The sequence below is a fragment of the Cupriavidus sp. C1SS-2L genome (assembly GCF_057073735.1).
Genome location: NZ_CP172709.1, coordinates 2521197 through 2547426, shown reverse-complemented (window position 1 = coordinate 2547426; position 26230 = coordinate 2521197). Strand labels below are relative to the sequence as shown.

Genomic DNA, 26230 nt, shown 5'->3' with positions numbered 1-26230 from the left:
CGGCCCGCTTGGGCCGGAGGCATGACTATACGACCTTCCGGAGAGATACAGGCATCACTTATCGCGTGCCGGTGGCCGCTGATCGACCGCCCCATGCCTGGTACCCCTCGGAAGTGGGGGTGAGCAATTGGTCTGACATTCCGTTGCTTGCAGGCTGGAGGCATTGTCGTTCGGGGATACGGCCCCGTCCCAATGGCCTGTCAGACGCCCCCCACATCGCAACTGTAATGAAGACACTGACCCTGAACCAACGGCTCTGGATCCCCTTTGGCCTGATCTGGATCGCCATGCTCGGCATCTGTACGTACGAGGCGTTCGTCACGCGCGCGGAAATGTTCGCCGGACGCCAACGAGAAATCCAGAGCGTTGCGGAGGCCTCGGTCAGCCTGGTCGCCGCCATCGAAAAAGAAGCGGCAAGCAAGGGCCTGTCCGTCGAAGAGGCACAGAAGCTGGCCAAGGAGCGCCTGCGGCCGCTGCGCTTTGGGACGGACGGCTATGTTTCGATCACGGATTTCTCGGGCCGCTCGCTGATGCATCCGTTCAAGCCCGAGAACGAAGGCAAGAACCTCAGCACGATGAAGGATCCGAACGGTGTGCTGATCTACGTGGAGATCGCGAAGATCGCCAGCGGCCAGGGCGCGGGCTTCCTGAACTACATGTGGCCCAAGCCGGGCGCGAGCCAGCCGCTGCCCAAGGTCAGCTACGTCAAGGCATTCAAGACGTGGGAGTGGACCGTTACCACGGGCGCCTATGTCGATGACATCGAGGCGGCGTTCCGCCAGGCGTTGTTGCACTCCATCCTGACGCTGGTCATCCTGGGCGGTGCGGCGACGGTACTGGCCGCGTGGCTGCTGCGCGGCGTGCGCCGCGACCTGGGTGGCGAGCCCGCCTATGCAGCGTCGGTCGCCAACAGCATTGCGGATGGCGATTTCACGCGCGATATCGACGTGCGCCCCGGTGACACCTCGAGCCTGCTCTTTGCCATGCAGCGCATGCAGCGCAAGCTGGCGGGCACCGTGAGCGGCATCCGTGCATCGGTCGATTCAGTGGCCACGGCCACGGCGCAGATTGCCGCCGGCAATTCGGACCTGTCGTCGCGCACCGAACAGCAGGCAGCGTCGCTGCAGGAAACGGCCGCGAGCATGGAAGAGCTGACCACGACCGTGCAGCACAATGCCGACAGCGCGCGGCAGGCAAGCGGGCTGGCCGACAACGCGTCGGAGATCGCCAACCGCGGCGGCGAGGTGATGGAGCAGGTCATCACCACCATGACGCAGATCGCCGACAGTTCCAGTCAGATTGCGGACATCATCGGCGTGATTGAAGGCATTGCGTTCCAGACCAATATCCTGGCGCTCAATGCCGCGGTGGAGGCGGCGCGCGCGGGCGAACAGGGCCGGGGCTTCGCCGTGGTCGCGGGCGAAGTGCGCAGCCTTGCCCAGCGCTCGGCAGGCGCTGCGAAGGAAATCCGCACGCTGATCAGCACGTCGGTCGATCGCGTGCGCAGCGGTTCGGACCTCGTGGAGCGTGCGGGTTCGACCATGACGGAGATCACGCAGTCGATCCGCCGCGTGACCGATATCATGGGCGAGATTGCCGCGGCGTCGGTGGAGCAACGCACCGGTATCGAGCAGGTCAACCAGGCCGTGGCCCAGATGGACCAGGTGACCCAGCAGAATGCCGCGCTTGTCGAAGAAGCTACTGCAGCCGCGCATTCGCTGGAAGAACAAGCTGCCGCGCTGCGCCAGTCCGTGGCGGCATTCCGGGTCGCGCAACATGGCGGCGGCCACGCCGCCGTCGTGCACCAGCCGGCTCCGGCACCGCGCCGGCCGGCCGCGCCGAAGGCTGAGCCGGTCCTGCCACAAGTACCGAAAGCACCGAAAGCACCGAAAGCACTGAAAGCGCAGCCGGCCCGTGCTGCACGCACCGAAAGCGCCGACGCTGGCGACAACTGGGAACAGTTCTGAGCGCCGGTTGCTAGCGCGGTTGCGTGGCCGATGACGCCGGCGTGTCCGGTGTCTCGCCCGCAGCGGCGGCGACGGACGGCATCAACTGGAGTTCATGCCGGCGGCCCAGCCACCACCCAAGCACGGCCCAAAGCAGGGCCATTGCGGCACCGGCAAGGGCCACCGTGGCGGCGTGGCCGGAAATCGCATCGATACCCGTCTTGACCCACGCGCTCACCGCATCGCCGGCGCGATACACAGCGGTATCGATGACGTTCTTGGCCTTGTACTTGGTTTCCGGATCCACCACGGTGAACAGCATCTCGCGCCCTGGGCGCAACAGTGCGTATTCGCCGACGCGGCGCAGGATCATCACGCCGGCCAGCACGCCGAAGGTCGGGAACATCGCCAACAGCAGGAAGCCGGCAACGACCGCAAGCGGTACGGCTGTCAGCAGCGCGGAAACCCCGTAGCGCCGCGCGATGCGCCCCGAGAAGAACAGCTGGATGATGATCGTCAGCGCCTGCACGATGGCATCGAGCGCGCTGAAGACCTGAGTCTGGCGCGCACGTTCCGGAAACGCTTCCGCCACCAGCCGCGCCTGTTCGAAGTACAGGAAGGTGCTGGCCGTGGCGAGCAGGATCACGAACAGGCTGATGCCGAGAAGGTAGCGCGAGCGCATCACCAGCGCCAGGCCGGCCCACAGGCCACCGCCGACCGGATGGGACGGGTCCATGTTTGCGCCTGTGCGGGCCGTGGAATCCCCCGCTACCGCGACGCCGGCACCGGCGCGGCTGCGCCAGCCGAACAGCCAGCCTGCGCCAGGCAGCGTGGCAGCCAGCAGCGCGGCCGACAGCAGCATCAGGCCGGTGAGCCCGATATGGACGACCAGCCAGCCGCCCATCACCGGGCCGGCCAGGCCACCTGCGCTGGCGCCAGCCGCCAGCATCGCGAACAGCCGGCGCGCCTGTTCGGGCCGGAATACATCGGCCATCAGGCTCCAGGCCACGGACACCACGAACAGGTTGAAGACTGACAGCCACACGTAGAACACGCGCGCGAGCCACACATTGTCCGGTGCCGCGCGCGTGGCCAGCGCAAAGCCGACCAGGTTGGCAACGAAGAAGGCGTAGACCCACGGCACGAAGCGCCGCCGGGGCAGCCACGCGCAGCACGCGCCGTAGATCGGGATGGCGGCCAGCATGACGACGAACGTCGCCGTGAACAGCCATTGCAGGTTTTTCACGCCGCCGGCGATACCCATGGTCTCGCGTACCGGGCGCAGCATGAAGTAGCTCGCAAACAGGCAGAAGAAGAACAGGAAGCCGGCGACGACGGCGCCCGATTCGCCGGGCCGGATACCAAAACCGTGGCGCAGGCGCGGGAAGGGCCCGGTGCCTGCCTGAGCGGGATCGTTGTCCATCGGCTACGCGAGCAGCGCCGCAATGCGTTCGCGCTGGCCCGCATCCGGCATGCGTCCGAGCGCGGCACCGAGGTTGTCGGCCATGTTCTTCGGCTTGGACGTGGCGGGAATTGCGGCGGTGACGGCCGGATGGCTCACCACGAACTTCAGGAACAACTGTCCCCACGAGTTGCAGTCAATCTCGCCGGCCCATGGCGGTAGCGGACGGTTTTTCACAGCGCGGAACATGCGGCCATCCTGGAATGGCCGGTTGATCAGTACGGCCACGCCGCGCGACTGGCACAGCGGCAGCAGCGTCCGTTCGGCGCCGCGCTCGGCGAGGGAATAGTTGATCTGCACGAAATCCACACGTTCGCTGCGCACAATCTGCGCGACGGCATCCTGTGCATCCTCACGGTAATGGGTGATGCCGAGGTAGCGGATCTTGCCCTGTTCCTTGAGTTCGCGCATCCAGCGCAGGTTCTCGCGCCAGTCGATCAGGTTGTGCACCTGCAGCAGATCGACTTTGTCGGTGTGCAGGTCGGCGAGCGAACGCGCCCATTGCGCCTGCGCTGAAGCGCCGGCCGGTGCGGACACCTTGGTCGCGAGAAACACCTTGGCACGCGCACCGGCATTGCGCAGCAGGTCACCGGTTACGGCTTCCGCGCTGCCATAGCTCGGCGCGGTATCGACGACCGAGCCCTGGTTGCGCAGCAGCAGGCCCAGGACCTCTGCCAGGGGTGCGCGTTCGTCGGCCCCTGTGCCAACGTTGAAGGTATCGGCGGTGCCCATGCCGACAACGGGCAGCGCTTCGGTGGTGCCGGGAATGGTCCGCCGCATTGGCGCCTCTACCGTGGCGGCCGCAGCAGTGCCGGCCGCAGTCGCGACGCGGGGCACGGCAGCCAGTCCGGCGGCAATCGCAAGAAAGGAGCGGCGATCGATCGACATGGGGGATTCCAGGCGAATGGCACCCGTTGACCTTAGCTCCGGGCGACTGCCTTGTAAAGCATTTGGCCCGGCGGGTGCCGCTGACTAGCCTTTATGCGCTGCAGCGCATATCGCGGGTTCCGGCCATCGTTCGTCATGGTCGGAATCTCCCCCATCCCGGCCAATCCTCTTGCCGCTATGGACCGGGGAGAGTAGAAATCGATCCATGATTGCCGACCGAGCGTTGCATGCTCCATGGACCCATCTGCCAAGCTCAACGCTGATTCGCTGGGCATCGTCGAATCCGTGATCATGGGCATCGCCGGCACGGCGCCGGCCTACAGCATCGAGATCACGACTTCCACGATCATCGGTACGGCCGGCACGCTGTCGCCGGCGAGCATCCTGGTGTGCGGGCTCATCATGTTTGGCATCGCATTTGCGTTCATCAACCTGAATCGGGCCCTGGCGAGCGCCGGCACTTCCTATGCGTGGGTGAGCATGGTATTCGGGCGAGCCTTCGGCTTTCTTGCCGGTTGGGCGCTGCTGGTGCTGTGCTGCGTGTTCATGGTCTCTGCCATGATTCCCGCGGCCAATGCCACGCTGCTCGTTTTCGACCGGCCGAAGATGAATAACGTGCATTACGTGACGCTGATCGCGGCGGCATGGCTCACGTTCGTCAGTGCAGTGATCGTCAAGGGCATCAAGCTCACCAGTTACCTGCAAGTGCTGATGACAGTCATCGAGGGCGCGATTCTGCTCGTGATCATCATCGCGAGCTTCCTCACGTTTCCGCATGCGCCACAGCACCCGTTCTCGCTGGCATGGTTCTGGCCGTTCGCGTTCTCTCCCGGCATGTTCGCCAACTGCGCGCTGATCGCAATTTTCTTTTTCTACGGCTGGGACGTGACCCTGAACCTCAGCGAGGAGACGCGCGACCCGAACCGCATCCCGGGTCGCGCCGCGTTCTGGTCGATGGTGTTCCTGATGACGTTCTTCCTGGTCTTCATCGTCATCACGCTGCTCGGCCTGTCGGATGCCGAGATCCAGCACTACAACACCAACGTCATCTTTGCCATTGCGGAGAAGTTGTTCGGACCCACCTGGGGCTATGTCGCGATCATTGCGGTGCTGCTGAGCACAGTGGGAACGGTCGAGACGCAGATGCTCCAGTTCACACGCACACTGTTTGCCACGAGCCGCGACGGGGCACTCCACCATCGCTACGCGCGCCTGCATCCGCGTTGGCGGACGCCGCACTTTGCCATCTTCTTCATCTGGATCGCCGGACTCGTGCTGCTGTTCGCTTCGTCTTACCTGCCGACGATCAACGTCATCCTGCAGGATTCCATTACCGCCATCGGTTTTCAGATCTGCTTCTACCTCGGGCTGACCGGGCTCGCCTGCGGCTGGTATTACCGATCGATGCTGGCGCAAGGTCCATGGCATGCCGTTAGCCACGTCATCTGGCCGGTGGGAAGCGGGCTGTTCCTTTTCTTCATCGCGATCTACAGTATCCCGACTTTCGATTGGGTCACCAATGTCGTTGGCCTGGGAGGCATAGCCTGTGGTGCCGTTCCGCTGGCGCTGAACCGCAAGAAGATCTGGGCATCTCCTGCCGCCTGAACCCGCTCAATGCTGCCGGCGTCATGTTGTCCGGCATTTTTATACCCGATGAATTGCAAGACGCCTGTGCGCGCCGATCATGGACTCCATATCTCTGTGGCAGCTGTTGCTGCACTTCGACCAGCATCTCGGCGCCGCCATCGCGCACTACGGCCCGCTGGTCTACGCCATCCTGTTCGCCGTGGTGTTTGCCGAGATCGGCGTGCTGCCTCTGTTTTTCCTGCCGGGCGATCCCTTGCTGTTCATCTGTGGCGCGTTCTGCGCGTCGGGTTACCTGAGTCTGTGGGTGCTGATGCCGCTGTTGTTCGTGGCGGCGCTGGGCGGCAGCCTGCTGAACTACGGCGTGGGCCGTGCGATCGGTATGAAAGTGCTGGGCAGGCAATTGCGGTGGATAGACCAGGCGGCGCTGGAGCGGACGCATCGGTTCTATGCCGAGCACGGCGACGTGACCTTCCTGCTTTCGCCTTTCATCGCGGTGGTGCGTACCTTTGCGCCGTTCGTGGGTGGCATAGCAGGCATGGGTGCAGCGCGCTTCCTGCTCGCGGCTGCGGCTGGCGCATTGCTATGGTCTGTTTCGCTGCCGGTGCTTGGCTACTTCTTCGGAAACGTGCCGCAGGTGCGTGACCACATGGGGGCCATTGTGCTGTCGGGGATTGTGATGGGTGTGGGGGCGCTGGTTGTCGCCAATGTCTGGCGCAGATTGAGGGTGGGAAGGTAGCCCTGGCAAATATGCCTTCGCAGCGTATCGAGGCAGGACACCGCCCGATTGCAAAAATCCCTGGCACCCGCAACAATCCACCCGATAAAGTGCCGCTACCGTAACGCCCCGCGTAACGGGGCGTGGCCCATTCCCAGAACTGGAGACAGGCAACATGCGCACCCGGGTCGCAATCATCGGCGCGGGCCCGGCCGGGCTGCTGCTCGGTCATTTGCTGCAGCGGGCCGGTATTGATTCCGTCATTCTCGAAGACTGTACCCAGGCACATGTCGAGGCGCGCATACGCGCCGGGGTGCTCGAACAAGGTACTGTCGACCTGCTGGAAGAGGCTGGCGTGGCCGCGCGCCTGCGCGAGCAAGGCATGGTGCACCACGGCATCGACCTGCTGTTCGATGGGCAGCGCCACCGCATCGATCTGAGCGGGCTGACCGGTGGGCGCGCAATCACTGTGTATGGACAACATGAGGTCGTGCGCGATTTGATCGCCGCCAGGCAGGCTTGCGGTGCGCCGCTGCTGTTCGAGGTGTCGCAGGTTGCCCTGCATGGGTTGGACACGCAGTCGCCATCCTTGTCGTTCGAGCATGGCGGGCAGCGCCATGTGCTGGCGTGCGACTTCATTGCCGGCTGCGACGGCTCGCACGGCGTGTCGCGCCACGCGGTGCCGGCCGGCGCGTTGCAGGTCTTCGAGCGGTCTTATCCGTTTGCATGGCTGGGCATCCTGGCCAGCGCTGCACCCGCGGCGCAGGAGCTGATCTATGCGAGCCATGCGCGTGGCTTTGCGCTGTTCTCGATGCGATCGCCTGAAATCACGCGGCTTTACCTGCAATGCCGGCCCGACGAAGACCTGGCCGGCTGGACCGATCGGCGCATCTGGGACGAACTGCATGCACGGCTCGAAACCGGCGACGGCTGGCATCTGAACGAGGGGCCGGTGCTGCAGAAGGGCATCACGCCGATGCGCAGTCTGGTCACCGAGCCGATGCAATATGGCCGCCTGTTCCTGGCCGGCGATGCCGCGCATATCGTGCCGCCAACGGGCGCGAAGGGCATGAATCTCGCGGTGGCCGACGTGCGTAACCTGGCCCACGCGCTGGTCACGCACTACCGCCACGGCCGCGACGATCTGCTGGCCGGATACTCGTCGGCCTGCCTTGCGCGCGTCTGGCGTGCGGAACATTTCTCGTGGTGGATGACGTCATTGCTGCATCGCTTCGATGACCATACGCCGTTCACGGCGCGGCTGCAGCATGCCGAACTGGCCTATGTGTGCGCGTCACAGGCAGCATCGCGCATGCTGGCCGAAAACTATGTGGGCCTGCCGTTCGCGCCGTTGCCTGCGTGAGCGCGTCCCTTTCTTCAACGCAACTTAGCCCCACCGAATGTACCGATCACCATGACAAGTCTCTTGGGCGTGCTGTTTGACGGCCTGGCGTACGGCAACCTGTTGTTCCTGATCAGCGTCGGGCTATCCGTGACCATGGGCCTGATGAATTTCGTCAACCTCGCGCATGGCGCCTTCGCGATGCTGGGTGGCTATGTCGCCGTGGTGCTGATGAACCGCGCCGGCGTGCCATTCCTGCTGTCGCTGCTGATTGCGTTCGCCGGGGCAGCGGCCGCGGGCTGGGTACTGGAACGCACACTGTACCGCAGGCTCTACCAGGCGAGCCATCTCGACCAGGTGCTGTTTTCCATCGGCCTGACATTCATGGCGATGGCCGGAGCGAACTACCTGTTCGGCCCGGGCCAGCAGCCCGTGGAACTGCCCGCGGCGCTGCGCGGCCAAGTGCGCGTGGGCGGGGTGGATCTGGGCGTGTACCGGCTCTTCCTGATCGGTGTGGTGGTGGCGATCACCGCGACACTGGGCTGGCTGGTGGCGCGCACGCGCTTCGGCGCGCAAGTGCGGGCCGCGGTGGACAACCAGCAGGCCGCGCGCGGGCTGGGCATCAATGTTGACCGCGTATTCAGCCTGACATTCGCGCTGGGCTCCGGCCTGGCGGGGCTCGGCGGAGGGCTCGGCGTCGATATGCTTGGCCTCGATCCGGCGTTCCCGCTCAAGTACATGGTGTATTTCCTGCTCGTGGTGGCTGTCGGCGGCGCCGGGTCCATCCGAGGGCCGCTGCTTGCGGCGCTGGTGCTCGGCGTCGCGGACGTGGCCGGGAAGTACTACGTGCCAGCAGTCGGTGCCTTTGTCATCTACGCGATGATGGTGCTGTTGCTGGTCCTGTTTCCGGCTGGCCTGTACGGGAGGCGCGCATGAAGACGCTGATGCGTGCGATGCGGCCCGCCGCATCGTCCGGCGAAGCCGCCGGCGCACCGGCGCCCGCGCGGCGGAAGTTGCCGGACGGGCGCTGGCATCCGGCCGAATTCTTGTTCTGGCTGTTGCCTGTCGCGGCCTTCTTTGCGCTGCCGGACTACCTGATCCTCGGCAGCCAGATCCTGATCAGCGGGCTGTTCGCGCTGTCTCTCGACCTGATCCTTGGCTATGCGGGGATTGTCTCGCTCGGGCACGCAGCATTCTTCGGACTTGGTGCCTATACGGCTGGCTTGCTGGCGGCGCACGGCTGGGGCGAGCCGCTCAGTGGCCTGCTGGCCGCCGCGGCAATGGCCGCCGTGGCCGGCTGGCTGTGCAGCTTCCTGGTGGTGCGGGGCGGCGATCTCACGCGCCTGATGGTGACGCTGGGCATCGGCCTGATGCTGTTCGAGGCTGCCAACAAGGCGGCATTCGTCACCGGAGGCGTGGACGGTTTGTCCGGCGTGGCCATGGACCGCCTGCTTGGCGTATTTGAATTCGACTTGATCGGCAAGACCGCCTACGTGTACAGCCTGGCGGCGACTTTCGCGCTATTTCTGCTGTTGCGGCGCCTTACCCAGTCGCCGTTCGGCCTGTCGCTGCGCGGCATACGCGAAGGCGGCCGGCGCATGCCCGCACTCGGTGCTGACGTGCCGCGCCGGTTGCGCACGACGTTCACGCTGTCCGCAGCGATTGCCGGGGTGGCTGGTGCACTGCTCGCGCAGACGACACAGTTTGTCGGCATGGACGTGCTCGGCTTTCCGCGCTCGGCGGAGCTGCTCGTCATGCTGGTGCTGGGCGGTACCGGACGCCTGTATGGCGCACTGGCTGGCGCGGCGCTGTACATGATTGCGCAGGATGTACTGGCTGGCATGAACCCGGTGTACTGGCAGTTTTGGATCGGCCTGTTGCTGGTGCTGGTGGTGCTGTTTGCAAGGGGAGGAGTCATGGGCGCCATGGACGCCGCGCGAAGCCGGCTGACGCGGCGTACCGGGACACGGCTCGAAGGCGGTGCGCCATGACAGCAGTACTTCGTACAGAAGGCCTGTCGCGCCAGTGGGGCGCGTTCGTGGCCAACAGCGATATCTCGCTCAACTTCGCGCCCGGGACACGCCATGCGTTGATTGGCCCGAACGGCGCGGGAAAGACCACGTTTATCAACCTGCTGACCGGTGCGCTGGCGCCGACCTCGGGTCGCATCTGGCTGGGGACCCAGGAAATTACCAAGCTGCCTCAGCATGCGCGCGTGCGCCTGGGCATGACACGGACATTCCAGATCAACACGCTGTTTCCGGGGCTGACAGTGCTCGAATCGGTGGTTCTGGCTGTGGCCGAACGTACCGGCGCGGCGCGCATCTGGTCGCGGACCGTGGCGTCGCAGCGCGCGCTGGTGGACGAGGCCATGGCCGTGCTGGCGAGCCTGCGGATCGATGGCGACGCCGATGTAGAGACGCGCTGCCTGCCGTATGGCAAGCAGCGGCTGCTTGAGATTGCGCTGGCGCTTGCCACGCGGCCGTCGATCCTGCTGCTGGACGAGCCCGCGGCCGGCATTCCGTCGGCGGAAAGCGCGGAACTGTTCGATGTCATTGCCGCGCTGCCGCGCGAAATCACGATCGTATTCATCGAGCATGACATGGACCTCGTATTCCGCTTTGCCGAGCGCATTACGGTGCTTGTTGGCGGCAAGGTGCTGACCGAGGGCGCACCGGCCGAAATCGCCGCCGACCTGCGCGTGAAAGAGGTCTACCTTGGGGAGGCGGTGCATGGGTGAGCTGCTGCGTATCGACGGACTGAGCGCGGGCTACGGCGACGCCGTGGTAATCGACGGCATCGACCTTGCGCTGGGGTCCGGGGACAGCCTCGCGCTGCTCGGCCGCAACGGCGTGGGCAAGACCACATTGCTCGCCACACTAATGGGTTTTACGCGCGTTCGCCGCGGCACGCTGTGCTGGCATGGGCGCGACCTGGCGCGGTTGCCGTCCCACCAGCGCGCGCAGGCCGGCATCGGCTGGGTGCCGCAGGAGCGCTGGGTGTTTCCCTCGCTGACCGTGGAAGAGAACCTGAGTGCCGTGGCGCGTCCGGGCCATTGGACGCTGGCGCGCGTGTATGAACTGTTCCCGCGCCTGCAGGAACGCCGGCGAAACCTCGGCAACCAGTTGTCGGGCGGCGAACAGCAGATGCTGGCCATTGCGCGCGCGCTGATGCTCAATCCTGCCTTGCTGCTGCTCGACGAGCCCATGGAGGGTCTGGCGCCCATCATCATCCAGGAACTGCAGCGCGTGATTGGCAAGCTGATCGGGCAGGGCGGGATGGCCGTGATCGTGGTTGAACAGCATGCAAGTCTGGCGCTGGCAATGACTGCGCAGGCGATGGTTCTCGACCGGGGCAGGGTGGTCCACGTGTCAGACAGTGCCAGCCTGCTGGCGGACAAAAGGCGCCTGGACCGACTGATGGGAATCGGCTGACAACGCTTCCGGACAATGGCTCCGCCCTGGCGCAGGTGGCCGAAAATGTATCGGGGGCTGTCACGATAGTTTGCGGTTGCGCAAACTCCCGCTATGCTCCGCAGATTGTGCAGGCGAGCTCACGCACACGGCGGCATCGCCGTGGCACGGCAGCATGCTTCGATCCCGGAACCGACCAGACCATGACGCTTTACCAGATCAAACCGAAGTTCCAGGCACTTCTGCGGCCCACTGTGCAACGGCTTGCAGCGTCGGGCGTGACGGCCAACCAGGTCACGCTGGCGGCGGCTGCCGGTTCCCTGGTGGTCGGCGCGCTGGCCGGCGGACTGGCGTGGCTGCCCGCGGTGTTCCTGCTGATGCCGCTGTGGCTGTTCGTGCGGATGGCGCTGAACGCCATCGATGGCATGCTCGCGCGCGAACACGGGCAGCAAAGCGTGCTGGGCGCATACCTCAACGAGCTCGGCGACATTGTTTCGGACCTCGCACTGACCATTCCGTTTGCCTGGGCCATGCCCTCGTCGGGTGGCGAAGTCATCCTGTTCGCCATCCTGGCCGTGGTGGCCGAGTGCGCGGGCCTGATCGGGCCGCTGGCCGGCGCGAGCCGGCGCTATGACGGCCCGCTCGGCAAGAGCGACCGCGCGCTGGTGCTCGGTGCGCTCGGATTCTGGGTCGGCTGCGGGCAGGGGCTGGGTGGGTTCGGGCACTGGTTCTGGATCTTGCTGTCGTTGTTGACGGTGCTGACCATCATCAACCGGGTACGCCGTGGCGTGCAGGAGGCTCGCGAGAGCCAGGCCCGCCGGTCGACGTTCTAATTGTGGAGACGCACTGCGTGGAACGTACGCCGATCGAGTCCTCGTTTGCCACCCATGACGGGCAGGAACTGTTCTACCGGCACTGGCCGGCTGCGAGTCGTCAGCCACGCGGTGCCGTGCTGCTGTTCCACCGCGGACATGAACATTCCGGGCGCGTTGCGCATCTTGTGGACGAGTTGGACTTGCCTGACCATGCCTTCTTCGCGTGGGATGCACGCGGCCACGGGCGCTCGCCCGGCGAGCGTGGCTACAGCCCGGGACTCGCCTGTTCGGTCCGCGATATCCAGACCTTCGTCGACCATATCGCGACCATGCATGGTATCGGCGTGGATCGCATTGCCGTGGTGGCGCAAAGCGTCGGTGCCGTGCTTGCTGCGACCTGGGTGCACGACTATGCGCCGCGCATCCGCTGTCTGGTCGTGGCGTCACCGGCGTTCAAGGTCAAGCTCTACGTGCCATTCGCGCGGCCCGGCCTGAAGCTGATGCAGCAGATGCGCGGCAAGTTCTTCGTCAACAGCTACGTCAAGGCGAAATTCCTGACACACGATCCGCAGCGCGTGGCCAGCTACAACGCTGATCCGCTCATTACTCGGCCAATCGCGGTCAATATGCTGCTCGATCTCTACGATGCCGGCGAGCGCATCGTGGCCGATGCAGCGGCGATTACGGTTCCCACGCAACTGCTGATTTCCGGCGCGGACTGGGTCGTGCATCGTGGTCCGCAGGACGCGTTCTTCGATCGGCTGGGGGCGCGCGTGAAGGAGCGCATCGTGCTCGATGGTTTCTACCACGACACGCTTGGCGAACGCGATCGCGCATCCGCCGTGGCCGCCGCGCGGCGTTTCATCGTTCGCGAGTTCGATACACCGTCGGAGCCGGTGTCGCTGCTGGGCGCCGACCGGCGGGGGCCTTTCAAGGACGAGGCCGACCGGCTCGCCGTGCCGCTGTCCGCTGGCAGTCCTGCGGGCCTGTATTGGGGCATGGTGCGTGGAGGGCTGCGCTTTGGCGGCATGTTGTCCGAAGGCGTACGGCTCGGCCACCAGACCGGTTTTGATTCGGGTTCGACGCTCGACTACGTCTATCGCAACAAGGCGACGGGCCGCTTCGGCATTGGCCAGGCGGTCGACCGCAACTACCTGGACGCGATTGGCTGGCGTGGCATCCGGCAGCGCAAGCTGCATGTCGAGGAACTGATCGGCGAGGCCATTCGCCGCCTGCAGGCCATGGGCGAGCCGGTGCGCATCGTGGATATTGCCGCCGGCCACGGGCGTTATGTGCTGGAGGCGCTGACCTCGCAAAGCGGCAACATCGACGGCAACGCGGTGGAGAGCATCCTGCTGCGTGACTACAGCGACCTCAATGTCGAGCAGGGACGGAACCTGATCCGCCGCAAGGGCCTCGATCCGATCGCGCGCTTCGAAAAGGGCGATGCGTTCGATGGCGACAGCCTTGCCGCGCTGAATCCGGCGCCGACGCTGGCCATCGTTTCCGGGCTCTATGAACTGTTCGGGGACAACGAGATGGTCGGATGCTCGCTGCGCGGACTGGCACAGGCGGTGCGTCCCGGCGGCTATCTGGTCTATACGGGACAGCCGTGGCATCCGCAACTCGAGTTCATCGCACGCGCGCTAACCAGCCACCGTGCCGGATCCGCGTGGGTCATGCGCCGCCGCTCGCAGGCCGAGATGGATGAACTCGTGCGCCACGCCGGTTTCGAAAAGCTCGCGCAGCGCATCGACCCGTGGGGCATCTTCACGGTCAGCCTGGCGCGCCGGAAAGGCGAGGGCGCCTGATGCAGCGCGACGGCGCAGCGTATGGCTCTGCCACGCTGGGTGGGAATCCGGCACCGGGCCGGCCATGGCGGCTGGCTCTGGGGCTGCTCGCCATCATGGGTGCGCTATTCTTTTCCTCCTACGGCCTGGCGAACTGGCTGGCCAGCCAGCGTGCAGACGTGCCGTATTTCCACTTCGGCTGGGAGCGCGGCATTCCGTTCGTGCCGTGGTCCATCGTGCCGTACTGGTCGATCGACCTGTTGTATGGCATCTCGTTTTTCCTGTGGGCGACCCGCGCGGACCTGCTTGCCCACGTGAAGCGCTTGCTGGCGGCGCAGGTTATCTCCGTTGCATGCTTTATCGCGTTTCCACTGCGCTTTGCATTTGCGCGTCCCCCCGCGGAGGGGCTGCCGGGGCAGCTTTTCACGCTGCTTGGCGGCTTCGACAAGCCCTTCAACCAGGCGCCGTCGCTCCATATCAGCCTGCTGGTGATTCTCTGGGTCGCGTATGCCGCGCATCTGCGCGGCGTGTGGCGTTGGTTGTTGCATATCTGGTTTGCACTGATCGGCGTCTCCGTCCTGACGACGTACCAGCATCATTTCATCGATATTCCGACGGGCTGGCTGGTCGGGTGGTTATGCGTGTTTGCTTTTCCCATGGCGCTCCCGAGGCCGGCGGTTGGACCGGATGCAAGCACGCCTGATCCCAGGCTTGCGCGGAGCTACGCATTGGCGGCGGGACTGCTGGGGCTGGCATGCGTCGCGGTTGTGTCCGTTTCCGTCTTGGCTGCTTTCCTGCTGACGTCGGCGGCTATCTCGCTGGGCTGCGTTGCCATGATTTACCGTGCCGGCAAGCCGGGCGCGTTTCAGAAGCGTGCTGACGGAACCCTGTCCATGGCGGCGTGGTGGGTGCTGTGGCCGTATCTGCTCGGCGCTTTCGCCAACTCGCGCTGGTGGACTCGGCGCCAGCCCGCCGTCAGCCGGCTCACCGATGGCGTCTGGATCGGTCGCCTCCCCGCCGAAGTCGAACTGCGCGAGTCCGGCGCGGATGCCGTGCTCGACCTGACCGCGGAACTGCCGCGGCTCGTGACGGGCGTGCTCTACCGCTGCGTTCCCGTGCTGGATTTGACCGTGCCATCGCAAACGCAGATTCGCACCGGTGTCGAGGTCATCGAACGCTGGCAGCAGGACGGGCGCACGGTGCTGGTCAGCTGCGCCCTTGGCTACTCGCGCAGCGCGCTGATCGCGGCTGCGTGGCTGGGCTTGCATGCACGTTTGCGCGACCCGCAGCAGGTGCTGGCGCTGTTGCGGCAAAGCCGTCCCGCCGTGGTGCTCGGGCCGCAAAGCGTCGATGCATTGGCGCACTACCTGCAAGCCGCCGTTGCCGATCCGCAAGGAGCCGCCCATGCCGACTGAAGCTCATCCACTTCCCGCCAGCGATGCCTGGGTGGCGCGCATTGCCGCCGGCGCCATGCACGCTGCCGCCCGGCTCAATGGTGCCGGGCTGGTTCTGGCAATGGTCAACCTCCTGCTTGCCGGGTACTTTGCTCCGGCTTCGCTGGTGTACCTGATTCTCGGTTTGGTGGCGGCGGTCGTGGGCGCGGCCGAGCTCTGGCTGCTGGCTCGTGTCGAACTGGACCGTCGACTGTTCGACGCCCTGGCTGAGTCAGGAGATGCGGCCGAACTCGACGCACTCGATCAGGCGCTTTCCGTTTTCGGTTGGCTGGCGCCGGGGCGTAAGGGCCGCTCGGTGGTCGAGCGTTCGCGCGGCGCACTGCGCTTCCTTAAGCTCGCTGGCGCCCTGACGTTTGCGCAGTTGGTGCTGGCGCTCCTGTTGCTGCTACTGAAATGATTTCCACATGACCTGGCTTTCACGACTGGTGGCTCGCGCCATCATCCTGTTCGCGCAGATGCTTACGGGCATGCAGGCGCGCTGGAACGGTTGCCTGCCGGAGGCCATACAGCGCGTCTACTTTGCCAACCACAGCAGCCACGGCGATTTCGTGCTGATCTGGGGCTGCCTGCCGCCGGACCTGCGTGCGGCGACGCGGCCCGTGGCCGGTGCGGATTACTGGGAGGCCTCGCCGATGCGGCGGTTTATCGGTCGCGATGTCTTCCGCGCGTTGCTGATCGACCGCACTGCCGGCCGGGATGGCGCAGGACCGGACCCGATTGCTCAGATGGAGCAGGCGCTGCAGGGCGGTGCCTCGCTGATTATCTTCCCGGAAGGCACTCGCAACACGACCGACGATCCGCTTCTGCCGTTCAAGAGCGGCGTTTTCCATCTGGCGCGCGCATGCCCGGATATCGAATTCGTCCCAGTTTGGATCGACAACCTCAACCGCGTGATGCCGAAGGGCGAGGTTATCCCGGTTCCGCTCCTTTGTACCGTGACCTTCGGCACGCCGCTGCGGCTGCAACCCGAGGAGCTGAAAGAATCCTTCCTGTCCCGCTGCCGCGAGCAACTGCTTGCGCTGGCGCCGGCGCTGGAGTGAAACCATGTCGAGTATTCAGGCAATCCACGACACCCGCGTGCTGTTCGGCGGGGTACTGTGCGTGCTGTTGCTGGCATCGCTGATGACCGCGCTGCTGCGCTGGCGCGTGGCGGGCGGCGCGCCGCACGCAGTGATCGACAACCTGGCCGCGCGGGTATCGGCTTGGTGGTGGATGGTGGCCGTCCTCGGCATTGCGTTCGCGATGGGGCGTACCGCGATCATCGTGCTGTTCGGCCTGCTGTCGTTCTACGCGCTGCGTGAGTTCATCACGATCACCACGACCCGCCGCGGCGACCATCGCGCGATGGTCGCCGCGTTCTTCGTCTTCCTGCCGTGTCAGTACATCCTGGTCTATATCGGCTGGTATGGGCTCTTTTCGATCTTCATCCCGGTCTATGCATTCCTGATCCTGCCGATCCTGTCCGCGCTGTCATCGGAAACCACACGCTTCCTTGAGCGGTGTGCGGGCGTGCAGTGGGCGGTGATGATCTGCGTGTTCTGCATCTCGCACGTGCCGGCGCTGCTGATCCTGCCGATTCCCGGCTATGAGGACCGCAACCTGCTGCTGATCGCCTTCCTGGTAATCGTCGTGCAGGGCAGCGATGTGTTGCAGTACGTGTGGGGCAAGTTGTTCGGCAAACGCAAGATCGCGCCGTTTCTGTCGCCGTCCAAGACGGTGGAAGGCTTCGTCGGCGGCGTGGCGAGCGCGACGGCGCTCGGCGCTTCGCTGTGGTGGATCACGCCTTACGGCTCACCGTGGATGGCCGGGGCGATCGCGCTCGTCATCGCGCTGATGGGCTTTTTCGGTGGGCTGGTGATGTCGGCGATCAAGCGCGACCGTGGCATCAAGGACTGGTGGGCCACATGATCCAGGGCCATGGCGGCATGCTGGATCGGCTCGATTCGGTGGTCTTCGCCGCCCCGGTGTTCTTCCATCTCACGCGCTACTGGTGGGTACCGTGAGCGGTGCCAGTCCGGAAACGGGGCGGCGAGCGGCTTACTTGCCGGAATCCTTCACGTCGGCGAACTTGTCGAACTCGATGTTGTAGAGTTCGCTGCCGCGTTTTTCCACCTTGCGGATGTAGACGGTCTGGATGACGTCGCGCGTGGCCGGATCGATCATGATCGGCCCGCGCGGGCTCATGATCTTCATGCCCTTGAGCGCGCCGATGATCTTGTCGCCATCGGTGGCGCCATTGGTCTTCTTCAGCGCTTCGTAGATGGCGGCCATGCCGTCATAGGCGGCTACCGTCATGAAGTTCGGGCGGCCGGCACCGGGGTTGGCTGCGGAATAGGCGCTCAGGAAGGCCTTGTTCTCACGCGAATCGTGCGCCATCGAGTAGTGGAACGACGTGATCACGCCCAGCGTCGAATCGCCCATGGCGGGCAGCACGTGGTCGTCGGTCAGGTCACCCGTGGCGATCACGCGGATGCCGGCCTCGGCCAGCCCGCGCTCGCGGAAGCCCTTCATGAAGGCGACGCCCTGTTCGCCGGCCGGCAGGAACAGGAACACGGCCTCAGGCTTGGCGTCCTTGATGCGCTGGATGAACGGTGCGAACTCCGGGTTGCGCAGCGGCACGCGGATCGATTCGATGATTTGCCCGCCGCCGCCGATGAAGTTGGTCTTGAACGCGGTCTCGGCATCGATGCCGGGCGCGTAGTCGGCCACCAGCGTGACCACCTTGCGCACATTGTTTTTCACGGCCCAAGTGGCCATGGGCGCCGAAATCTGCGGCAGCGTCATCGACACGCGCGCAATGTAGTTCGACTTGGTGGTGATGACCGACGAAGCGGCGTTGAAGATCACCATCGCTTTCTTCGCCTGCTCGGCGACCGGGGCGACGGCGAGCGCTTCCGGCGTCAGGCCGAAGCCCGCCAGGATGTCGACCTTGTCGCGTACCACCAGCTCCTGCGCGAGACGCTTGGCCACATCCGGTACCGGGCCCGTGGTGTCCTTCATGATGACCTGCACCTTGCGCCCGGCCACGGTGTCGCCATGCAGCGACTGGTAAGCCTTGACGCCGGCTTCCATCTGCTTGCCGTAATCGGCGAAGCTGCCGGAGAACGGGGCGATCAGGCCTATCTTGATGGGATCGGCGGCGTGTGCCGCGGCCGACAACAGGGCAAGGGCGCCGCAGGCAACGATGGCGCGCTGCAACAGCGTGAAGGTCATGGATTGTCTCCTCGATAGGACCTGTGCGGCACTTGCGGCCGCATCGAGGAGGGAGTGTAGGAGGGTGCCCGGGCCAAGGCAATCCCGATTGACACGGGGGCCCTGACCGGCTCAGCGCAGGTCAGACGACAGTGGCCAGTGCCAGCGTGAGCAGCAGCGCTACCACCGAGATGAGGGTTTCGCAGACCGACCAGGTCTTGAAGGTCTGGGTCACCGTCATGTTGAAGTACTCCTTGACCAGCCAGAAGCCGCCGTCATTCACGTGCGACAAGATCAGCGAGCCCGCGCCGGTGGTCAGCACCAGCAGTTCGGGGCGCGTCCCCGGCACGCTGGCCGCGATCGGTGCGACGATGCCGGCGGCCGTGGTCATGGCCACGGTGGCGGAGCCGGTCGCGATGCGGATCATTACTGCAACCAGCCAGCCGAGCACCAACACGGACACGTGCGCGTTCGTGGCAACGTCGACGATGGCGTTGGAAATGCCGGAATCGCGCAGGATGCGGCCAAAGCCGCCGCCGGCGCCGACCACGAGCGTGATGATGGCTGTAGGCGCCACGCACTCGTTGGTGAACTTCAGGATCGCGTCGCGATTGAAGCCGCGCGCTTTGCCAAAGGTGTAGAAGCTGACCAGCGCGGCGATCAGCAGCGCCATGACCGAGTTGCCGATCAGCTTGAGGAAGTCGTTGGCAAAGGTCTTGGGCGTCGTGAACAGGTCGGCCCAGCTGCCGATCAGCATCAGCAGCACCGGCAGCAGGATCGTGAACACCGTGATGCCGAAGCCCGGCAGGTCGTGCGATTCCTTGACCTTCTCGTCTTCCTCGGTGAACTGCGCGGCCAGCGGGTTGACATCGGGCAGCTTGACGTAGCGGTCCATCAGCTTCGCGAACAGCGGGCCGGCAATGGCCGCCGTCGGGATGCCGACGATCAGCGCGTACATGATGGTCCGGCCGATGTCGGCGCCATAGGCGGTGACCGCGAGCAGCGCTGCCGGGTGCGGGGGAATCAGGCCATGCACGACGGACAGGCCCGCCACCATCGGAATGCCGACCAGCACCATCGACGTGCCGGTGCGCTTGGCCACGTTGAAGGCGATCGGCACCAGCAGCACGAAGCCGACTTCAAAGAAGACCGGCAGGCCGACGATGAAGGCGATGGTCACCATGGCCCAGTGCACGTTCTTCTCGCCGAAGAAATCGATCAGCGTGCGGGCGATGCGCTCGGCGCCGCCCGATTCCGCCATCATCTTGCCGAGCATGGTGCCGAGGCCCACCACCAGGGCAATATGCCCGAGCGTGCCGCCTACGCCGGCTTCGAACGACTTGATGATGTCGCCCATGGGCATGCCCACGGCGAAGCCGAGCAGCACAGAGACGACGACCAGGGTGATGAAGGGGTTGAGCTTGAAGCGCGCGATCAGTATGACCAGGGCGATCACGGCGATCAGCGCGTACACCAACAGTGTGGTTCCGGTGACGGCACCCATGTTGTCTCCTTGAGTGGAAAAAAGGCCGCTTGTGGCGGCAATGTTTGTAGTTCAGTTCATGTCCCGCCCGGGTCGCGGGCGGGGAAAGCGCAATCAGACAGTCAGACAGTCAGGCAATAAGGCAATCAGCAGGCAACTGGCTCACGCTGCCGGCTTCTTGTACGCGATGCAGTCCACTTCGACCTTGCAGTCCACCACCATGCTGGACTGCACGCAGGCGCGGGCTGGCGGGTTGGCGCCGAAGTATTCCTTGAAGATCTTGTTGAACGAGGCAAAGTCGCGCGCGTCGTCCAGCCAGACCCCGCAACGCACCACGTGCTCGGGGCCGTAGCCGGCTTCGGCCAGGATGGCCAGCACGTTTTTGATGGCCTGGTGCGTTTGCGGCACGATGCCGCCGTCGACCAGTTCGCCATTGACCATCGGCACCTGGCCGGACACGTAGAGCCAGCCGTCTGCGGCCACTGCGCGGGCAAACGGCATGTGCTGGCCGCCCTGGCCGGTGCCGCCTTCTACGCCGAATCGTTTGATATCCATAAATGCTCCTGAAATCGGGTGAAACAAGAAGAGAGAGAAGTCACGCCGCGGGCTGGGCGCCGCGCGGCAGGAACCGGCCGGCGCGCACGCCGGTGGGCTGTCGCTGCTGCCACGACACCTCGCCGTTGACCCAGACCGCGGCAATACCTTCGGCCGGTTGCATCGGATCGGTGAAGCTGGCCGCGTCACGAATGGTGTTGGCATCGAACAGCACCAGGTCGGCCCAATAGCCTTCGCGCACGAAGCCGCGCTCGGTCAGGCCGAAGCGCTCGGCCGACATGCCGGTCATCTTGTTGACGGCCACGGCGAGCGGGAACAGCTCACGGTCGCGCGCATAGTGGCCGAGCACGCGCGGGAACGCGCCCCACAGGCGCGGGTGCGGCAGCGGGTCGTTGGGCAGGCCGTCGGAGCCGACCACGGTGGCGGGGTGGCTCAGAATGCGGTCGACGTCGGCGTCTTCCATGCAGTGGTACACGGCGCCGGCCGGCATCAGCCGCCGGGCGGCCTCGTGCAGGTCGACCTGCCATTCGGCGGCGATTTCGGCCAACAGGCGGCCGCCCATCTCGGGCGCGCCTTCGGACCACGTCACCATGATGTCGAAGTCGCTGGTGACCTGCTTGAGGTCCAGCGTGGAGGAACTCGCGGTGTACGGGTAGCAGTCGCAGCCGACCGGTTGCCAGCGCTGCGCGGCGTCGAGCGCGTCAAGCACTTCGGTGCTGCGGCCCCAGTTGGGGACGCCGGCGCATTTCAGGTGCGAGATCACGACCGGCACGCGCGCATGGCGGCCGATGCGGAAGGCCTCGTCCATCGCGTCGAGGATCTCCGCAAATTCGCTGCGCAGGTGCGTGGCGTAGAGCGCGCCCGCATGCGCGAGGGGCTCGGCCAGCGCCAGCACTTCCTCCGTCGGCGCGCTGAACGCATTCGCGTAGGCCAGCCCGGTGGACAGGCCCAGCGCGCCGTGCTGCAGCGCCTCTTCGAGCTGCGCGCGCATGGCGGCGATTTCGGCCGGCGTGGCGGCGCGGTCGAACCGGTCCATGTGGTTGCTGCGCAGTGCGGTATGTCCCACGAGTGCCGCGACGTTGACGGATGGCTGGGCGGCGTCGACGGCTTGCACGTAGGAGCGGAAATCCGGGTAGCGGAACGCATCCGCATGCCCGAGCAGGTTCATCGGATCGGGCGGATCGCCTGAGAGCACCACTGGCGCGGCGCTGATGCCGCAGTTGCCGACGATCACCGTAGTCACGCCCTGCGACAGCTTGGGCGTCATCTCTGGCTGGCGCACCACGTTGGTGTCGTCGTGCGTGTGCACGTCGATGAAGCCGGGGGAGAGCACCAGCCCGTGGCCTTCGACCACGTGCGCGGCGGAGTCGGCGTCGATGGCGCCGGCGTCGTCGATGGATGCGATGCGGCCATCGCGCAGCGCCACGTCGGCCATGCGCGCCGCGGCGCCCGAGCCGTCGATCAGCATGACGCAGCGGATCAGGGTATCAAACAGGTGTGGCATAGGTCAGTCTCCCAGCGGCTGGCGGCCGTCCGGGCCGGCGCCGCTGTCCGGGCCGCGCTCACCGGCGGGACCGCGGTGGGCGTCGAGCACATATTTCAGGCGGCGCAGCCGTTCCTTGCTCTGGTCCTGCTGCAGCAGCGCGCATTGCGTGGCCAGGACATCGAGCACCAGCAGCATCGCGTAGCGCGAGGCCGACGGCTTGAAAATGAAGTCGGTCTCGAGCGTGCGCACCGGCAGCAGCACGTCGGCACGCGCAGCCAGCGGCGAACCGAGCGCGGTCACGGCCACCAGCTTCGCGCCGTATTCGCGCGCGATATCGCAGCTCGCCAGCATCTCCGGCACGCTGCCGCTGGCCGAAAACGCGAGCACCACGTCGTCGCGGCTGAGCGTCGCGGCCACCATCTTCTGCAGCAGCCCGTCCTGGTAGCTGGCCACGGGTTGCCCCAGACGCGCCAGGCGGTGGCGCGCTTCGTCGGCCATGATCGACGAGCCGCCGCCCATGCCAAAAGCGTAGACCATGCGTGCGCCGAGCAACAGGCGCGCAGCCTGTTCCATGCGGTCGGTGTCGATGAGCTTGCGATTGACCTCGAGCGCGGTGAGCACGTCGGCATGGATGCGGTCCGCCACGGTGGCGGGGGCATCGGCGGGTGCCGGCACGCCATCGGGGTCAAGGAAGCGCATGCCAACCGCAGTCGCTTGCGCTAACCGCAGCTTGAGGTCGCGCACGTCGCGGCAGCCGATGGCCTTGGCAAAGCGCGTCACGCTCGCTTCGCTCACGCCGGCCTTGCGCGCCAGTTCATTGATGCTGGCTGCTGCTGCGCCGGCCAGGTCTTCCAGTACCACCTGCGCCACTTTCTGCTCGGCCAGGCGCAACGCGGGGCCGCGCTCGGCGATGCGGGTCAGGATATCGAAAGGCGCGGTCATGGCTGAGGGAGGGTCCGTGGGCTGGCGAAGGGCTATAACTGGTAATGCCGGCCCTGTCGCGTTGCCGCAGCGGGGCGCTGATCGCATCCGGTTGTCGCTCGGTGGATCGGCGTGTTACTTTATAACAAAGGATGAAATATCGTAATTTCAGGGATATCATTACGTCAATCAGATTTTTTCAGGGTGATGACAGGCATGCGTGAAATAAAGTACCAAGCCGGCACGATCGATCCGCTCAACAAGGCGCTGGGCCGACTGGAGGCGCCGATTGCCCCCGAAAATGCTGGCCAGACGGGCTGGAACCTGCTGCGCGAAGAACTCAGCTTGCCGGCCGCAGTGCTTTATGAAGACCGTCTGGCGCATAACCTGGAATGGATGAACCGCTTTATGGGCGAGTACGGTGTGCAGCTTGCGCCGCATGGCAAGACGACCATGGCGCCCAAGTTGTTTGCGCGCCAGCTTGGCGCGGGTGCGTGGGGCATTACGCTCGCGACGGCGCACCAGACGGCAGCGGCCTACGCGCACGGCGTGCGCCGCGTGCTGATGGCCAACCAGCTCGTGGGCCGCCGTAATATGGAAATCATTGCGGACCTGCTGCGCGATCCCGGCTTCGAATTCTTCAGCCTGGTGGACTCCGCGGACCTCGTGGACCAGCTTGGCGCGTACTTTCGCGAGCGTGGCCAGAAGCTGCAAGTGCTGCTGGAACTAGGCGTGGAGGGCGGCCGCACCGGCGTGCGCGATGCCGCGCAGCAGGCGGACGTGCTGGCGGCACTGGCGCGCTGGCCCGACGCGTTGTCGCTGGCCGGCGTGGAGATCTATGAAGGCGTGCTGAAGGAAGAGGCCGATATCCGGCGATTCCTGCAGCGCACGGTTGCCGTGACGCGCGAGATCGCGCAAGAGGGCCGTTTTGGCCGCAGTCCGGTGGTCATGTCGGGCGCCGGTTCGGCGTGGTACGACGTGGTGGCCGAAGAGTTTGCGCGCACCGAGATTGGCACGCCGATCGAGATCGTGCTGCGTCCTGGCTGCTACCTGACCCATGACGTTGGCATCTACAAGGCCGCGCAGGAGCGCATCCTCGCGAGCAACCCGGTAGCACAGAAGATGCGCGAAGGCCTGCTGCCGGCGTTGCAGCTGTGGGCGTACGTGCAGTCCGTGCCGGAGCCTGAGCGCGCGATCATCGGCATGGGCAAGCGCGACGCGGCGTTCGACGCAGGCATGCCGACTCCCGCGGCAATCTACCGTCCAGGCAGCGATGCCCCGCTCGCCGTGCCCGCGCACTGGGAGGTCACCGGCATGATGGACCAGCACGCGTACCTGCAGATCCGCGCGGGCGACGATATCCGGGTCGGCGACATGATCGCGTTCGACATCTCGCACCCGTGCCTGACGTTCGACAAGTGGCGGCATATTCCCGTGCTCGACGGCGACATGCGCGTCATCGACATTGTCCAGACCTTCTTCTGAGAAGAGCCCGCCATGAGCATCGACATCCTGGCCTACGGCGAGCCGCTGGTGGAATTCAACCAGCAGCCCGACGACCCGACCCGCTACCTGCAGGGCTTTGGCGGCGACACCTCGAACTTCTGCATTGCCGCGGCACGGCAGAGCGCTACCACTGGCTACATCAGCGCGGTGGGCGCCGATAGCTTCGGCGAACGCCTGATGGCGCTATGGACGCGCGAGCGTGTGGACACGCGCCACGTGCGCGTCGATCCGGTGGCGCCGACCGGCGTGTATTTCGTGAGCCATGACAACCATGGCCACCGCTTCGATTACCTGCGCGAAGGTTCTGCCGCGAGCCGCTACCAACACGAACACCTGCCGCTGGCCGCTATTGCGCAGGCGAGCTTCCTGCATCTGTCGGGCATCAGCCTGGCCATCAGCACGAGTGCCTGCGATGCGGGCCTGGCCGCGATGGAGCATGCGCGCAAGGCTGGCACCAAGGTGTCGCTCGATACCAACCTGCGGCTGCGGCTGTGGTCGCTGGCGCGCGCGCGCGGCATCATGCGCGAGGCGTTTTCGCTGACCGACGTGTGCCTGCCGAGCTGGGATGACATTACTGTGCTGACGGGACTCGACGACCGCGATGCCATCGTCGATTATCTGCTCGGCTGTGGCATTGGCCTGGTCGCGCTGAAGCTTGGCGAGGAGGGCGCCTACGTCGCCACGCCGGAGTCGCGCACGCTGGTGCAGCCGTTTGCCGTCAAGCCGGTGGATGCCACGGGTGCCGGCGACTGCTTCGGCGGCAGCTTCATCGCGCGGCTGGCTGCGGGTGCCGATCCGTTCGAGGCGGCACGCTATGCCAACGTGGCCGCGGCGCTGTCTACCACCGGCTACGGTGCGGTGGCGCCGATTCCTTCCGCGGAGACCGTGCTCGCCAGGCTGGCGCAGTCGGTGTCCGTGATTGCCTGATCAGATCCACACTTCCTTGTCCGCAACGAACCTGACTGCCATGCAACTTCAACCTTCCCCGCTGCTCGCGCGGCTGGCCAATGTGCCAGTCATTCCTGTGCTGGAATTCGGTTCCGTCGACGAAGCGCTGCATGTCAGCGAAGCGCTGGTGGCCGGCGGCCTGCCGCTGCTCGAAATCACGCTGCGCACGCCGGTCGCCATGGATGCCATGCGCGCCGTGGCCGCCAAGATTCCGGGCGCCTGCGTGGGCGCCGGTACGGTGCTGACCGTGGAACAGCTCCACGCCGTGCGCGATGCCGGCGCGCAGTTCGCCGTATCTCCGGGCCTGACACCGACGCTGGCCGCTGGTGCGCAGGATGCAGGCATCTCGCTGCTGCCGGGCGTGGCCACGGCCAGCGAGGCCATGGCCGCCCTGGAGTCCGGTTTCACCTTCCTGAAGTTCTTCCCGGCCCAGGCCGCCGGCGGCGTGCCGATGCTCAAGTCGCTGTACGGGCCGCTGGCGGAACTGCGTTTCTGCCCCACCGGAGGTATTGATGCAGCGCTGGCACCGAGCTATCTCGCCTTGCCCAATGTGGTGTGCGTGGGCGGTTCATGGGTGGTGCCGAAGGACGCCGTTGCTGCCGGCGACTGGGGCCGCATCCGCAAGCTCGCGGAAGACGCTGCGGCATTGCGCCGGGGCTGAGCCTCCGCATAGCCCGGAATGCAAAACGGCACGCCATGCGTGCCGTTTTGCCAGGGATGCGCTGTG

Annotated in this window: 23 protein-coding genes and 1 pseudogene; 17 read left to right on the top strand and 7 right to left on the bottom strand. The window is 65.6% G+C overall.

The features are described from left to right. The first annotated feature begins 227 nt into the window (after positions 1–227). Positions 228–1967, top strand: coding sequence for a methyl-accepting chemotaxis protein (locus tag ACIGJG_RS29495; RefSeq protein ID WP_483673599.1), 1740 nt, complete (start codon positions 228–230; stop codon positions 1965–1967). A gap of 10 nt (positions 1968–1977) precedes the next feature. Here ACIGJG_RS29495 and ACIGJG_RS29490 read toward each other — a convergent pair whose 3' ends face one another. Beyond that, entirely contained in the window at positions 1978–3369 is a 1392-nt protein-coding gene (locus ACIGJG_RS29490) for an NTP/NDP exchange transporter (protein WP_011300125.1), read from the bottom strand. A 3-nt stretch (positions 3370–3372) separates the two neighbouring features. Continuing rightward, positions 3373–4296: an aldo/keto reductase gene (locus ACIGJG_RS29485; RefSeq protein ID WP_041680160.1), complete on the bottom strand. Its 924-nt coding sequence runs from the start codon at positions 4294–4296 to the stop codon at positions 3373–3375. A 234-nt stretch (positions 4297–4530) separates the two neighbouring features. Here ACIGJG_RS29485 and ACIGJG_RS29480 point away from each other — a divergent pair, with 234 nt between their 5' ends. From ACIGJG_RS29480 to ACIGJG_RS29420, 13 genes and pseudogenes are all read left to right on the top strand, one after another. Continuing rightward, positions 4531–5901, top strand: a complete 1371-nt coding sequence (locus ACIGJG_RS29480) for an APC family permease (protein ID WP_140950161.1) — start codon at positions 4531–4533, stop codon at positions 5899–5901. 79 nt (positions 5902–5980) lie between these two features. Then, positions 5981–6619: a VTT domain-containing protein gene (locus ACIGJG_RS29475; protein ID WP_483673596.1), complete on the top strand. Its 639-nt coding sequence runs from the start codon at positions 5981–5983 to the stop codon at positions 6617–6619. Between the two features lie 154 nt (positions 6620–6773). Further along, the gene (gene pobA / locus ACIGJG_RS29470) at positions 6774–7961 is read left to right on the top strand and encodes a 4-hydroxybenzoate 3-monooxygenase (protein WP_011300129.1); all 1188 of its coding nucleotides are present in this window, start codon (positions 6774–6776) and stop codon (positions 7959–7961) included. 51 nt (positions 7962–8012) lie between these two features. Continuing rightward, on the top strand, positions 8013–8876 hold the full coding sequence (locus ACIGJG_RS29465) for a branched-chain amino acid ABC transporter permease (RefSeq protein WP_483673594.1): 864 nt from the start codon (positions 8013–8015) through the stop codon (positions 8874–8876). Between the two features lie 17 nt (positions 8877–8893). Further along, entirely contained in the window at positions 8894–9931 is a 1038-nt protein-coding gene (locus tag ACIGJG_RS29460; protein ID WP_049796548.1) for a branched-chain amino acid ABC transporter permease, read from the top strand. Continuing rightward, on the top strand, positions 9928–10680 hold the full coding sequence (locus ACIGJG_RS29455) for an ABC transporter ATP-binding protein (protein ID WP_483673593.1): 753 nt from the start codon (positions 9928–9930) through the stop codon (positions 10678–10680). The genes ACIGJG_RS29460 and ACIGJG_RS29455 overlap by 4 nt, the downstream gene beginning before the upstream one ends. After that, positions 10673–11374 (top strand): ABC transporter ATP-binding protein, encoded by a 702-nt coding sequence (locus tag ACIGJG_RS29450; protein ID WP_483673592.1) that lies wholly within the window; start codon positions 10673–10675, stop codon positions 11372–11374. Before ACIGJG_RS29455 ends, ACIGJG_RS29450 begins: the two co-directional genes overlap by 8 nt. 182 nt (positions 11375–11556) lie before the next feature. Beyond that, entirely contained in the window at positions 11557–12186 is a 630-nt protein-coding gene (locus ACIGJG_RS29445) for a CDP-alcohol phosphatidyltransferase family protein (RefSeq protein WP_011300134.1), read from the top strand. Positions 12187–12203: 17 nt separating this feature from the next. Beyond that, the gene (locus ACIGJG_RS29440) at positions 12204–13979 is read left to right on the top strand and encodes a bifunctional alpha/beta hydrolase/class I SAM-dependent methyltransferase (protein WP_011300135.1); all 1776 of its coding nucleotides are present in this window, start codon (positions 12204–12206) and stop codon (positions 13977–13979) included. Continuing rightward, the gene (locus ACIGJG_RS29435) at positions 13979–15373 is read left to right on the top strand and encodes a phosphatase PAP2/dual specificity phosphatase family protein (protein WP_483673591.1); all 1395 of its coding nucleotides are present in this window, start codon (positions 13979–13981) and stop codon (positions 15371–15373) included. The genes ACIGJG_RS29440 and ACIGJG_RS29435 overlap by 1 nt, the downstream gene beginning before the upstream one ends. Next, on the top strand, positions 15363–15809 hold the full coding sequence (locus tag ACIGJG_RS29430) for a hypothetical protein (RefSeq protein WP_011300137.1): 447 nt from the start codon (positions 15363–15365) through the stop codon (positions 15807–15809). The genes ACIGJG_RS29435 and ACIGJG_RS29430 overlap by 11 nt, the downstream gene beginning before the upstream one ends. A 7-nt stretch (positions 15810–15816) precedes the next feature. Then, the gene (locus tag ACIGJG_RS29425; protein WP_011300138.1) at positions 15817–16452 is read left to right on the top strand and encodes a lysophospholipid acyltransferase family protein; all 636 of its coding nucleotides are present in this window, start codon (positions 15817–15819) and stop codon (positions 16450–16452) included. Positions 16453–16456: 4 nt separating this feature from the next. Continuing rightward, positions 16457–17415: pseudogene (locus tag ACIGJG_RS29420) on the top strand (phosphatidate cytidylyltransferase). Between the two features lie 34 nt (positions 17416–17449). On the opposite strand, the gene ACIGJG_RS29415 reads toward ACIGJG_RS29420, so the two are convergent. The 5 genes from ACIGJG_RS29415 to ACIGJG_RS29395 form a co-directional block, all read right to left on the bottom strand. After that, positions 17450–18625 (bottom strand): ABC transporter substrate-binding protein, encoded by a 1176-nt coding sequence (locus tag ACIGJG_RS29415; protein WP_011300140.1) that lies wholly within the window; start codon positions 18623–18625, stop codon positions 17450–17452. Positions 18626–18746: 121 nt separating this feature from the next. Further along, entirely contained in the window at positions 18747–20108 is a 1362-nt protein-coding gene (locus ACIGJG_RS29410; protein WP_011300141.1) for a GntP family permease, read from the bottom strand. A gap of 141 nt (positions 20109–20249) precedes the next feature. Beyond that, positions 20250–20642, bottom strand: a complete 393-nt coding sequence (locus ACIGJG_RS29405; protein WP_011300142.1) for a RidA family protein — start codon at positions 20640–20642, stop codon at positions 20250–20252. 40 nt (positions 20643–20682) lie between these two features. After that, positions 20683–22146, bottom strand: coding sequence for an N-acyl-D-amino-acid deacylase family protein (locus tag ACIGJG_RS29400; protein WP_483673590.1), 1464 nt, complete (start codon positions 22144–22146; stop codon positions 20683–20685). Positions 22147–22149: 3 nt separating this feature from the next. After that, positions 22150–23070 carry a MurR/RpiR family transcriptional regulator gene (locus ACIGJG_RS29395; protein WP_011300144.1) on the bottom strand — a complete coding sequence of 307 codons (921 nt, stop codon included), beginning with the start codon at positions 23068–23070 and terminating at the stop codon, positions 22150–22152. A 195-nt stretch (positions 23071–23265) separates the two neighbouring features. Between ACIGJG_RS29395 and ACIGJG_RS29390 the strand changes: the two genes are divergently transcribed. The 3 genes from ACIGJG_RS29390 to ACIGJG_RS29380 are packed head-to-tail and all read left to right on the top strand — an operon-like array spanning position 23266 to position 26164. After that, on the top strand, positions 23266–24534 hold the full coding sequence (locus ACIGJG_RS29390; RefSeq protein WP_011300145.1) for an amino acid deaminase: 1269 nt from the start codon (positions 23266–23268) through the stop codon (positions 24532–24534). 12 nt (positions 24535–24546) lie between these two features. Next, on the top strand, positions 24547–25482 hold the full coding sequence (locus tag ACIGJG_RS29385; protein ID WP_140950413.1) for a sugar kinase: 936 nt from the start codon (positions 24547–24549) through the stop codon (positions 25480–25482). A 40-nt stretch (positions 25483–25522) separates the two neighbouring features. After that, positions 25523–26164, top strand: a complete 642-nt coding sequence (locus ACIGJG_RS29380; protein ID WP_483673589.1) for a bifunctional 4-hydroxy-2-oxoglutarate aldolase/2-dehydro-3-deoxy-phosphogluconate aldolase — start codon at positions 25523–25525, stop codon at positions 26162–26164. Positions 26165–26230 lie beyond the last annotated feature (66 nt).